This is a genomic window from Chloroflexota bacterium (assembly GCA_016197225.1).
Classification (GTDB): Bacteria; Chloroflexota; Anaerolineae; order Anaerolineales; family VGOW01; genus VGOW01.
In genome coordinates, this window is the sequence record JACPWC010000007.1 from 48,295 (window position 1) to 60,453 (window position 12,159).

Here is a 12,159-nt window from a genome sequence, read left to right on the forward strand (position 1 = left end):
ATGCGCTCGCCATTTCCAGGAATGGATCCCTACCTTGAGCATCCTGCACTCTGGCCGGATGTTCACAACAGATTGATCGCCGCTATTGCCGACGCGCTAGCGCCAGTTCTTCGCCCACGTTACTATGTGGCGTTGGAGCGTCGAGCTTACCTGCTGAAACCAGATGATGTCGTATTCGTCGGTCGCCCCGACATCGCTGTGATTCCTCACAAAGAGTCACAGACTTTGAGCGCGTTGCCTCTTGCCGAAGCCGGGGTTTTAGAGGTGGATGTTCCCATGAACGACGAGGTGGGCGAGCATTTCCTGGAAGTACACGAGGTTGCTACCGGAAAGCTGGTGACGGTTCTGGAACTCTTGTCTCCAGTGAACAAACTGCACAGCGGGGGACGTGAGGATTATGAAGCAAAACGGGATGACGTTTTCAAATCCCGAACTAACCTAGTTGAGGTTGACCTGCTGAGAGCCGGCGAACCGATGTCAGTGATTGGCAAGCCGGTTCGCAGCGATTACCGCATTTTAGTCAGCCGCGGCTCAAGGCGGCCTCACGCGCATTTATACACCTTCAATCTTCGCCAGCCCATTCCACTCTTCTCATTGCCGCTCTTGCCCGGCGACGCCGAGCCGCTGGTTGAGTTAGGCAGAGTGCTCCACGAATTATACGATCGCGCCTCATTCGACTTGAGATTGGATTATGCCCAGCCGCCCGTGCCGCCGCTGACTGAAACCGACATTGCCTGGGCGGACGAGCTAATCAAAAACGCTCCGAAGGTTTGAAACCTTCGGAGCGTTTGTTTACTTTTCAATCGTCACCCTCATCACCGCCGTATCCTGCCCGCCAAACCGGTACTTGTAATCCTCACTGCCCTGCATGAAGTCGTAGCTGGTTCGCCCGTTGGCAATGGCCTGCTCGATCAGCCGCGCCAGCAGAACCCAGCCCGGCGAGAGCGCCGCGGCCACGTTAGGGTTGATGCCGGAGTTGTAGACCCAGATGCGATTGTTGTAATCGAACTGCGCGTAAGCCGCCACTTTCTTGCCGCTTACCTCAAGAAAGGCCAACTGCAACAGACCCAGTTTTTGGGTAATGGCAAAAATGTCGTGGAACGCGGCCCGCATTCTCGGCGTGAGGAAGGCGGCCTTGTTTTCAGAGGCGGTTTCCATCAGGGCCATGAAGGCTTCGGTTTCAGCGCCAATGTCGCGGCTGGAGTCGGCGATGTACCACGTCACCGGGTCTTCACTGCCCTGCGCCTTGCGTAGCTTGCGGTTGATCTCGCGCCGCTGTTTGCTATCAATCTGTTGAAGGTAGGCGTCAAACGTGTTGGGCAGGTTGACAATGGGGCAAACGTCGAGCTGAGTCACTTCGGCCTTCAAGCCGTCAGCCGTCGCCAGGCTCGCCAACGTTTGCGGCGTGGGCGTCCAGCCGGGAATGTTGGAGAACACGAGTTTGTTCCACTTCGGAGCCTCGGGCGAGGTAAGCCACTGCCACGTTGCGCGAGTGGCGGCTTCCATCGAGTCAGCCGGGGCAATCACGTCCAGGTAATCGGCGATCTCCTCGCCGCCCACCCAGCGCACTGTCCCACCCTCAGCCGGATCAACAAACAACGGCGCGATGGCCTGGAGTTTGCCTGCGTCGTCTCGCATCTTGTTGATTCTGGGCTACTACTTTTTGCCGCCGCTCGTCACCGGCGCAACCCGCTTCACCCAACTGCGCCAGTGGCTCACCGACCCCGCCGCCCACCCCGAACTCGCCATCGCCGCCGGGAACCGCTGTGGCGACGCGCCGTTTGTTCTGCCTACCGACGGCTATCTCGGCTTCGGCTGGGGCGACTCGTTCCGGCCCGGCCACAAGCATCAAGGGCTGGACATCTTTGGGGGAAGCGACTTGAATCAAACGCCCGTTGTCGCCGCTTACGACGGCTACCTCACGCGAGAGTCCGACTGGGTCAGCTCGATCATCATTCGCCATCCATCTGATCCGCTGAATCCATCTCGCCAGATTTGGACGTATTACACGCACATAGCCGATCAATACGGCGCCTCCTACATCCTCTCAGACTTCCCACGCGGCACGCGCGAGCTTTTCGTCACTGCCGGAACTCTGCTCGGCTACCAGGGCAACTACTCCGCCGACCCGGCTAACCCGGTGGGCATCCACCTGCACTTCTCCGTCGTCCAATCCAAACCCGATGGCGGCTACAAAAACGAACTCGACATCAACAACACCTACGACCCGATTCCCTACCTCGGCCTGGCGCTGAAAGACGGCGCCTGGAAATGCCCGTGACAGAATACAAGCACGACATTGCCATTGTCGGCGCGGGGCCGGCGGGGTCGGCAACGGCCTACTTCCTCGCCCGCGGCGGCCTCGACGTGGCCCTCATTGATAAGGCCACCTTCCCGCGCGACAAAACCTGCGGCGACGGCGTCAGCCCGCGCGCCCTCCACGTCCTCGATCAAATGGGCTTGCTGGCCGGCCTCGCCGCCCGCTCCTTCCGCGTCAATCGCCTCGACTTCTACACGCCCAACAGCCGCCTCTGCACCGCCAGCGTGCCGCGCATGAATGGCCTGCCCGGCTACACCCTCGTCGTCCCGCGCTTCATTTTAGACGACGAGATCCGCAAACGTGCGCTCTCCGCCGGAGCGAAATTTTATCAGTTGGACATCACCGACTCGATCAAAGACAGCGATCGCATCGTCGGAGTCAAAGGGGACGGGGCAACCGTCACTGCCCAACTCACCGTCATCGCTACCGGGGCCGCTACCCGGCTCCTGCAAAAAACCGGATTCCTGCATGGCAAGCCGACTCTCATGGTCGCCGCCCGCCAATACTTCGAGAACCTGCCGCCCGTCGCCGACCGGCTCGAATTCTACTTCGATCATATCCCGCTTCCCGGCTACGGCTGGCTCTTTCCCACCTCACCCACCTCGGCCAACATCGGCGCCGGCTACTTCGGCCCACGCGCCAACTCGCCGCGCTCCCTGCTGGAAAATTTCTATCGCGATCACCCTCGCGTGCGCGAGTTGATCAAAGATGCCAGGCCGGTCGGACCGATCAAAGGCTACCCACTGAGAGTCGATTTCCCCGACGCCGCCGTGATGGTCGAAGGCGGGATCGCCGTCGGCGAAGCCATTGGCCTCGTCAACCCGTTCACCGGCGAAGGCATAGACTACGCCCTCGAGTCCGGCCAGATCGCCGCCGAGACCATTTTGGCCGCGCCTGACTTCACCCTGAACGGCCTGGGCGACTACCCGCGCCGCCTGAACGCGCGCTTCAGAAACTATTTCGTCGTCATCACCCGGATGCGCAACTTTTTCTACAACACCTTCATGCTCAACCGCCTCTTCGGGCGCGGCGCGAGCAACAAGCACATCCGCGAAACGATCATGAACATCTGCTTCGGCGAGACCGATCCCCTGCAAGCCTTCTCGCCGAAGATGCTTTGGGAGCTATTCAAGCCTTAGCAAACGTCAAACGACAAACGACACCATTGACGTTTGTCGTTTGACGTTTCACTTTTCACAACTATGAAAGACAAAGTCACCCTCATTACCGGCGCCGGTCGCGGCATCGGCAAAGCCATTGCGCTGCGCTTCGCCGCCGCCGGCGCAAAAGTCGTCGTCAACGACGTCAACCCCGACACTGCCGATGCCACGGCCAAAGCCATCAGCGATAGCGGCGGTCAAGCGATTAGCATCATCGCCGACGTGGCCAACAAAATGGCCGTGCAGACCATGCACTACGAAATTCTCGAAAAGTGGGGCCGCGTGGACGTGCTGATCAATAACGCCGGAGTCGAACCCACCGGCTCGATTCTGACTCTCGACGAGTGGGCCTGGGATCGCACCCTCAACGTCAACCTCAAAGGCGCGTTTCTCTGCTCGCAAACGGTTGGCCGGGATATGAAGGAACAGGGCGGCGGCGTCATCGTCAACATCTCCTCCATCGCCGGGCGGGCCGCCGGACTGCGCGACCGGGCCGCCTACGTCGCCAGCAAGACCGGCCTGGTCGGCTTCACCCGCGAGTGCGCCCGCGAGTTCGCGGCGTATAATATCCGGGTGAACGCCGTCTGCCCCGGCGTCATCATCACCGAAATGACCGCCCACCTGCGCCAGAACGAGGCCCAGATGAAGAAGTGGCTCGAAGACATCCCGCAAGCCCGCCTGGGCGAACCCGACGACGTGACCGGCCTCGTCCTCTTCCTCTGCTCCGACGACGCCAGGTACATCACCGGCCAGGCGTTTAATGTGGACGGGGGGAAGGTGATGAGTTGATTTGGGTTTTGGAGAACTGACTATGTTGACACGCTTAACCGTACGTAATTTCAAGCGTTTTGGTGCAATTGAAGTTGAATTAGGGAATCCCGTCGTATTTATTGGGCCAAACAATTCTGGCAAAACCACGGCACTACAAGCATTGGCATTATGGGATATTGGCCTACGCCGCTGGAACGAAAAACGTGGCAGGAAACAAACACCAGAGAAGCGCCCTGGCGTAACCATCAGCCGTCGTGACCTAATCGCTACTCCAGTGCCAAACGCTAATCTCCTATGGCGCGATCTTCATGTGCGCGATTTGCAACGAGCAGATGGCAAACCCCAAACCCAAAATATACGCATTGAAATTGCTGTGGAAGGTGTCACAGAGGGTCAAGCTTGGCAATGCGGCTTGGAATTTGACTATGCAAATGAAGAGTCATTTTATTGTCGTCCACTTCTTCGAGCAGATGGAACTCGCATGCCCGTCCCAGAGAAATCCGGAAAGCAAAAGATTGCCTTTCTGCCGCCAATGTCTGGTCTAGCCGCGGTTGAACCCAAATGGGAAGAGGGTCGCATTAACGTTTTAATTGGCGAGGGACAAACTGCTCAGGTATTGCGCAATCTGTGCTACCAAATTGCTCAGGAAAAGCCCGGTCAATGGCGGGAAGTTTGTGAATATACTCATGCGTTGTTTGGCGTAGCTCTAGACGAGCCCGACTATATTACTGAACGCGGCGAGATCACAATGTCCTATCATGAAATGTCCGGCACACGTCTTGACCTTTCAGCATCAGGCAGGGGTTTGCAACAAACCCTTCTTCTATTAGCGTATTTGTATTCCAATCCAGGAGCTGTCTTGTTGTTAGACGAACCTGATGCTCATCTGGAAATCTTCCGCCAGCGACAAACCTATCAATTGCTCACCCAAATCGCCAGACAGCAAGGCAGCCAGATTATCGCCGCCAGTCATTCAGAGGTTGTACTAAATGAAGCTGCTGGCCGCGATGTAGTTGTGGCATTTGTGGGCAAGCCGCATCGAATGAATGACCGTGGCCGACAAGTGTTTAAGGCATTGGCTGAAATCGGCTTCGATCAGTATTACCAGGCAGAACAAAACGGCTGGACTCTTTACCTAGAGGGTTCTACGGATTTGTCCATATTGCAGGCGTTTGCCCGTCAGTTAACGCACCCGGCATCTGACCATCTCGAGCGCCCCTTTGTCCACTATGTAGGCAATCAAGCTTCAAGAGCACGGGATCATTTCATTGGATTGCGCGAGGCTAAACCGGATTTAGTAGGCATCGCTATTTACGATCGTTTGGAGAGAGAACTACAGCAACCACCGGGGCTAATTGAAACGATGTGGTTTCGCCGAGAAATCGAAAACTATCTCTGTTATCCTGAAGTTCTATTAGCATACGCCACCGCCTCAGCACAAGCTGATCACCCTGGCCCGCTCTTTGCGATTGCTGAAGCTGAGAAACGTCGCGCTATCATGCAGGAGTGTATAACCGATTTGGTTCCGCCCGTGGCGTTACGCAACCCGGAAGACCGTTGGTGGCACGAAGTCAAAGCTAGCGACGAGTTTCTTGATCGCCTGTTTGACAGCTTCTTTGAACGACTAGGATTGCCTAATCTTCTACGCAAAAGCGACTATCATGTTCTGGCCGAGCTTGTGCCTGTTGAGCTGATTGCCCCCGAAGTTAAGGAAAAGCTAGATGCAATTGTCAAAATTGCTCAGAGTGCGCGCCCGGCCTAAGAATTTGAAATTTATCAACTCATGTCATCTCTTACAGTCCTCACCGACTCTCGCTCCCGCACCCTCTCCGCCGTCCTTGCCGCCACCGACTGGCCGGAGCGCGAACAGCGGCCCTTGCCGCGCGGCGTCCACCCGCAGGCGGCGGCCCTCAGGAAGCATGTTGCGGATTTCAAATCGCACCCGGCTGTCGCCTACGTTCAAGCCGCCCTCAACGCCGACCCCGACCCGCGCCTCCTCTTCGCCCGCGCCGTGAACGACGAGGCCGAACTCGCCGCCCACCTCAACAGCTTTGCGGCAGAGGCCGGGCTTGAGGCGTATTGGGCCGCTAGCGACTCGGCCTGGGCCGAAGCCGTTGCCGAAGTACAAGCCCGCGTCAACGGCATTGACTTCGCCACGATTCTCGACGAAGCCTTCGGAACTGCGTCTGCCGAGCTAATCATCCTGCCCAACCTGGCTTACCCGACGACTCACTCGCTCGGCTTTGGCACGCCTCAGCGTGTCTATTCGCTCATGCCGCCGCGCAAAGCCGTCGGCGAAAGCCCGCCCTGGCCCTTCCGCGACGACCGCGATTACATTCTGCGTCTCGCCATTCACGACTTTACCCAGTGCCTGCTCGCCGACATGCTGGAAAAGAATCCCGGCCTGCTTCCCGAAAGCCCCATCTCCGAGCAACTGCCCGCCGACTTACGCGCCGAGCATCCAACCTGGACTCGACAAATCACGGAGTTGTTTGCCTACGGCATGATGACGATCTTTCTCAACCGGCTTGACGACGGCGCAGGCGACTCGTTTGCCCTTTTCGAGCGCCGCACGCGCAAGCTGACTGTTTTGCCCGCCGCCATCACCGCCGTCGCACACTATCTCGACGGCAGAGCCAAAGGCCAAATCGCCTCAATCAACGATTACCTGCCACAATTCGTCACCGCCCTCACGTAGGGGCAAACCTGTGTGTTTGCCCCATCCTCAAAAGGACATTCTCATGACCCTGCCCAACACTTACACCCTCCGCCTCCTGCGCGCCCAGAGCCATCAACTCGCGCGCGAGATTGACCTCATGCCCGTCGCCGACGTTCTCTGGAAACCGGAACCAACCGAGTGGTCGGTTCACGAGTGTCTGACTCACATTCGCGATGTCGAGCGCCACATCTTCCGCCCGCGCATCGCCCGCATCGTGAGCGAAGACAACCCGACTCTCCCAGTCTTCGACGAAGCCGCTTACCACAAAGAACACTGGAACCCCGAAGAGCCGATCCAAAATATCGTCGCCGACTTTGTCGAAGACCGCGCCGCCGAAGTGGCCCTGCTGGAGGCCGCCGACTGGGCGCGCCCCGCCGTCCATGCCGTGCGCGGCCCCATCACCCTGGCCTGGCAAGCCGACTATGCTCTCTCTCACACCTGGGAGCATCTCAGCCAGATCATGCGTGTGCGATTAAGCTACGCCGTCCGTAAGGAAAGGTGAATGGAGCAACTCTACGAATACCGGGAGCGCCTGCTCAACCGCCTCGAGGCGATTGCCACTGAGATCGCCGGTGCCGTCACCGAAATTCCCCAAAGCCGTTGGCGCGAGCCGGTCAAACCGGATGGTCGCTCGCCGCGCGCCATCCTCTCAAGCTTGTGCGACGTCGAGCGATATGCCTACAGCCTTCGCCTGCAACGCATCCTCGCCGAAGACACGCCCACGCTTGACTCCTTCACTCCACAGCCGCAAAACCCGGCGCTCACAATGACCGACCTGCTCGCCGAATACAAAACCCTGCGCCAAGCCGAACTGGAGATTCTGCGTCGCCTGCCGCCAGCCGGTTGGGGGCGCGTCGGGCGACACCCGACATTTGGTCTGCGCACCGTCCAGTGGTGGGCCGAGCGCACCCTCGAACACTCCAAACGTCATTTGCAAGAACTGCGAGGAGAATAGCAATGACTTACGAACTCATCATCGTCGAAACGCATGGCCGGGCCGGGTTGATCCGGTTCAACCGTCCCAAACAGTTGAACGCCCTCAACGGGGCAGTGATGGAAGAACTGGCCGCCGCCGCCGAAGCCTTCGACAAAGATGACTCAGTCGGAGCCATCGTCATCACCGGCGACGAGCGGGCGTTTGCCGCCGGGGCCGACATCAAAGAAATGGCCGACGCCTCGGCCGTTGACATGCTTCTCAATGATCGCATCAGCAAATGGGATCGATTGCGAAAGGTGAAGAAGCCGGTCATCGCCGCCGTGTCCGGCTTTTGTTTGGGCGGCGGGTGCGAACTGGCGATGGCGTGCGATATGATCGTCGCTTCCGAGACGGCCAAATTCGGCCAGCCGGAGATCAACCTCGGCGTGATGCCGGGGGCGGGCGGAACCCAGCGTCTCACCCGCGCTGTCGGCAAAACCGTAGCCATGGAAATGGTCCTCAATGGCCGCTTTCTCTCCGCCGCCGAAGCAGAGAGATTCGGCCTGGTCAATCGAATCATGCCAGTTGAACAATATCTAAGTGAAGCTCTGAAGTTGGCCAACGAGATCGCCGGGCGCGCACCGCTGGCGGTGCGTCTGGCCAAAGAGGCGGTCAACAACGCCTTCGAGTCCTTCCTCGGCGATGGCCTGGCCGATGAGCGCCGCGCTTTCTACTTTCTCTTCAGCACCGAAGATCAAAAAGAAGGCATGAAAGCCTTCTTGGAAAAACGTCAAGCCGAATGGAAGGGGCGCTGAGAAATTTTAGGCTATACTATCGGCCATCATGGTTCCACTTGAGTCATTAACAATCCGGCGGCTTCCCCTCACCACTCCGGGCCGGGTGGGCTACCGCGACCTGGTGCGCGGTTTGCGCGAAGTGGGTCTCACACGCCACAGCCGGGTTGTTGTTCATTCATCGCTTTCGTCGTTTGGGCAAGTGGCCGGGGGCGCGGCCACTATTGTCGGCGCGCTCACGGCGGTGTGTCGCACCGTCGTCGTTCCCACGTTTACTTACCAAACTCTCGTCGTCCCTGAAGTCGGGCCGGAGCTGAACGGAATGGATTATGGCTCCAACGGCAGTTACTCGCCCGAATTCTGGCGGCCTAACCTGCCGGCGCATCTCGATATCGGCTTGGTCCCCAACACCCTGCTCGGCCACTGGGCGGCTAAGCGCAGTTCGCATCCGGTGCTCTCGTTTGCCGCCGCCGGCCCCGACGCCGACGAACTGCTGGCCGGGCAAACCCTCGACGATCCGTTCGCGCCGCTTAAATGGCTGGCCGAGCGTTCCGGCGACGTGCTTCTGCTCGGCGTCACCCACCGGGTCAACACCACCATTCACGTCGCCGAAGAGCGTGCTGGGCGCAAGCCGTTTGTGCGTTGGGCGCTCACCCCGCAAAAGATCGTCGAGCTCGCCTGGCCCAACGACTCCTCGGGCTTCGACGCCATTACCGACGCCATCAACCCTCACGTGATTCGCGGCCAGATTGGCCTGGCCAATGTTCAACGAATCCCGGCGGTCAAGCTCATCGAGGTCGCCGAGGCTCTAATTCAAAAAGACCCCACCGCCCTCCTCTGCCACAACCCGGACTGCGAGCGTTGCCGGGATGCGAGGGCGCGCCTAACCCAAATATGATGACAACCTACAAAAGTCTCATTACCCGCAAGCTTGAGCTTCTCACCTGGTATTTTCCCCTAATCCTCTTTTGCCTCCTGGCCCTCTGGCTCAGAACTGCGTATCTCACTAACGATCTCCCAACCAACTCCAGCCCCGACGAGCCATATTATTTTCAGTGGGCTAAAGCCATCCGGGAAACCGGCTTGCCGAGCGTCGAAAATGGGCTGGGCTATCCGCCCGCTTTGCTCTACATGCTGGCCGGAGAGCAAATTATCGTCGAAGCGGTCCGAGGGGAAAAACTTATTCCTGCCTTTGACTACTTTGTGGTTGCCCGGGTTGTGAGTAGTATCTTCGGCTTTGCCAGCGTAGTGGTCTCCGGCCTGGTCGGTCGTCAACTGGGGAAGTCGAAAGTGGTGGGCCTCGTGGCCGCTTTGATGGCTACGATTTGGCCGGTGATGGTTGAGGCAGGCCGGCGGGGCATGGCGAACGCGCCCTGGCTCTTCTTCAGCTTGCTCACATTTATCTGCTTATACAAAGGCCGCGACCATAGGCGAATTGTTTGGCTTTATCTGGCTCTGGCGGCTGGCATCCTGTCATTTCTGTTTAAGTACCAAACCGGCGTTGCCCTGATCCTGCCATTCATTTATGCGCTTCTCTATTTTCGCGGCCTCAAGACCAGACTCGCGCCGCACCTGATCGCCTGGAGCGGCGCACTGCTTGCCCTGACGCTTTGGCTTGTGTTCTACTACCAACTCTTCAACCTGGTCAATTTGCCCGGCAACGGCGCGATCAAGCACATCACGGCTGATGGCAAACTCGTTGGCCTGCAATCATGGGAGATCAATATCCGTATCATCGCTGGTGTCGTGGCCGGCAACTGGTATTTGTGGGGTGCAGGGATCGCAACCGGAATCGCCCTCTATACCCTGATCACCAAAAAGTGGAACGAGTTGATTGACGGCGGTCTGGCGCTCAGTTTCGCTGGCTTCATCTTGATGTTTTATTTGTTGATGTCAGTGGCGCCGCCTTTTCCGCATGAAATTTACTGGATACCACTGACCTCGGCTTTTTATCTTCTGGGGGTGGCCGGGATGGCGGCCATTTTGAGGATAGTCAGCCATATCGTTGCAAAAGCCGCCGATGCTAAATGGAGCCGAATAACAGAGATTGTTTCTTTGGCTACGCTGGTGGCATTCAATGCGCCATTCATTTACACTCGGGGCCAAGAGCTTATCTGGATTTATGAACATGCCTGGAGCAAACCATACACCGTCAAGTTGCTGGACGAGTGGTTCGATCAGCATGTGCCGCAGGGCGGGCGCGTTGTCTCCGAGCGAATCAAAATGCCCGACTGGTATATTTACGCGCCGCCTCTCTTTCATCGCTATGTTGCCGACAGCATCTTTGCTGAGTCGGTAGGAAGTTATCGGTCTCGCGGTTATGAATATCTGATCTGGAACAGCATGACCAGTAATCCGACAGACAGTCTGGCCGACCTTGATGCAGAGTCAAACAAGGCATATCTGGACGATGTCAAAGAGGTTCTACGCCTGACCGGGGAAAATGTGGCCGGGATGGATATTGTGGTCTACCAACTTCCGCCGCTTCAAGAGCACCCGCTTTACTTTTGGTTTGGCGACAGGATTTCTTTCCGGGGCTTCGACCTGAATAGAGAGACCCTCAAGCCGGGAGATGAATTGCAACTGACATTGTACTGGATGTCAGTGATGCAAACGCCCGCCAACTACATTGTCTTTGTCCACGTTTTGGCCGCCGACGGCAAGACGTTGCTGGTGGGGCAAGACGGGCCACCCGACAACGGCAACCGCCCCACCTGGTCGTGGCGCGGAGATATGGACTTTGTCACTGATCAGCACGCCCTCGCCATCCCGCCAGACGCGCCAGCCGGCTTTTATTCTCTGAAGGTGGGACTCTATGACGCCGACACTCAGCAACGCCTACAGATCTCTGAACCAACCCTTCAGCCTGTGGGCGACACGGTTACTTTAGCCGAAATCCGCATCCAAAAGCAGGCCCCTTGAATCATCGGGCCGGCTCGGTGATGGGTCTGGGTCGGGCATCACTTCAATGAGCATTGCCGGCAAAACGGCATCACTGCAATCCTCGCGATAGCCGCAACGCGGACACACAACTTTGCAGTGAATGCCAACCAGCGTTTCACCGCACCGCAAACAAGCAACAGGGTTCACCAGGTGCCTCGACTCTTCACCGTGCGCCGCCGCCGGGTCACTTCCTCGCCAACTTCCTGCAACAAGGCCGTCTTCACTTCCTGCGGCACGTCCTTCCAGTGCAACTCCATCAGCGCGCCCTGGAGGGCATACAGCATGTTGAGCGTAACCTGATCGGGATAGGCCATTTTGACACGCCGGTAAGCCTCGACGACGCCGACGTTGTGCAGGTCTTCGGCTGAGGCAATGCCCACTGCCTCGATCCCGTGTTGCCGACCCGATGGCGGGACCTCCCGCGCCTCTCGACCCTCATGCCCGTGTGAGCCATGGACCAGATCCTTCTCGGCGCCCTCCTGCTGGTCCCCGTCTGCCTGCTGTACTGGACCGTCGTTACCCGGCAGCACCGCGCC

At 58.3% G+C, this 12,159-nt stretch carries 13 protein-coding genes; 11 read left to right on the forward strand and 2 right to left on the reverse strand.

Going from position 1 to position 12,159, the window contains the following annotated elements:
* Positions 1-774, forward strand: coding sequence for a DUF4058 family protein (locus tag HYZ49_01325; GenBank protein ID MBI3240918.1), 774 nt, complete (start codon positions 1-3; stop codon positions 772-774).
* An 18-nt stretch (positions 775-792) separates the two neighbouring features.
* Here the strand turns inward: HYZ49_01325 and HYZ49_01330 are convergent, their stop codons facing one another.
* A complete protein-coding gene (locus tag HYZ49_01330) occupies positions 793-1,638 on the reverse strand; it encodes a GNAT family N-acetyltransferase (protein ID MBI3240919.1) in 846 nt (281 codons plus the stop codon).
* Here HYZ49_01330 and HYZ49_01335 point away from each other — a divergent pair.
* From HYZ49_01335 to HYZ49_01380, 10 genes are all read left to right on the forward strand, one after another.
* The gene (locus HYZ49_01335; GenBank protein ID MBI3240920.1) at positions 1,619-2,281 is read left to right on the forward strand and encodes a hypothetical protein; all 663 of its coding nucleotides are present in this window, start codon (positions 1,619-1,621) and stop codon (positions 2,279-2,281) included. The two genes, HYZ49_01330 and HYZ49_01335, sit on opposite strands and share 20 nt — an antisense overlap.
* Positions 2,272-3,459, forward strand: a complete 1,188-nt coding sequence (locus HYZ49_01340) for an NAD(P)/FAD-dependent oxidoreductase (GenBank protein MBI3240921.1) — start codon at positions 2,272-2,274, stop codon at positions 3,457-3,459. The genes HYZ49_01335 and HYZ49_01340 overlap by 10 nt, the downstream gene beginning before the upstream one ends.
* Positions 3,460-3,522: 63 nt before the next feature.
* Positions 3,523-4,269 carry an SDR family oxidoreductase gene (locus HYZ49_01345; GenBank protein MBI3240922.1) on the forward strand — a complete coding sequence of 249 codons (747 nt, stop codon included), beginning with the start codon at positions 3,523-3,525 and terminating at the stop codon, positions 4,267-4,269.
* A gap of 22 nt (positions 4,270-4,291) precedes the next feature.
* Entirely contained in the window at positions 4,292-6,013 is a 1,722-nt protein-coding gene (locus HYZ49_01350; GenBank protein ID MBI3240923.1) for an AAA family ATPase, read from the forward strand.
* A 21-nt stretch (positions 6,014-6,034) separates the two neighbouring features.
* The gene (locus tag HYZ49_01355) at positions 6,035-6,949 is read left to right on the forward strand and encodes a hypothetical protein (GenBank protein ID MBI3240924.1); all 915 of its coding nucleotides are present in this window, start codon (positions 6,035-6,037) and stop codon (positions 6,947-6,949) included.
* Between the two features lie 43 nt (positions 6,950-6,992).
* Positions 6,993-7,472 carry a DinB family protein gene (locus HYZ49_01360; protein MBI3240925.1) on the forward strand — a complete coding sequence of 160 codons (480 nt, stop codon included), beginning with the start codon at positions 6,993-6,995 and terminating at the stop codon, positions 7,470-7,472.
* A complete protein-coding gene (locus HYZ49_01365) occupies positions 7,473-7,925 on the forward strand; it encodes a DinB family protein (protein MBI3240926.1) in 453 nt (150 codons plus the stop codon). It begins immediately after the preceding gene.
* A gap of 2 nt (positions 7,926-7,927) precedes the next feature.
* Positions 7,928-8,701, forward strand: coding sequence for an enoyl-CoA hydratase/isomerase family protein (locus HYZ49_01370; GenBank protein MBI3240927.1), 774 nt, complete (start codon positions 7,928-7,930; stop codon positions 8,699-8,701).
* A 28-nt stretch (positions 8,702-8,729) separates the two neighbouring features.
* Positions 8,730-9,578, forward strand: a complete 849-nt coding sequence (locus HYZ49_01375) for an AAC(3) family N-acetyltransferase (GenBank protein ID MBI3240928.1) — start codon at positions 8,730-8,732, stop codon at positions 9,576-9,578.
* The gene (locus HYZ49_01380; protein MBI3240929.1) at positions 9,575-11,602 is read left to right on the forward strand and encodes a glycosyltransferase family 39 protein; all 2,028 of its coding nucleotides are present in this window, start codon (positions 9,575-9,577) and stop codon (positions 11,600-11,602) included. Before HYZ49_01375 ends, HYZ49_01380 begins: the two co-directional genes overlap by 4 nt.
* 164 nt (positions 11,603-11,766) lie before the next feature.
* Here HYZ49_01380 and HYZ49_01385 read toward each other — a convergent pair whose 3' ends face one another.
* Positions 11,767-12,003, reverse strand: a complete 237-nt coding sequence (locus tag HYZ49_01385; protein MBI3240930.1) for a TfoX/Sxy family DNA transformation protein — start codon at positions 12,001-12,003, stop codon at positions 11,767-11,769.
* Positions 12,004-12,159 lie beyond the last annotated feature (156 nt).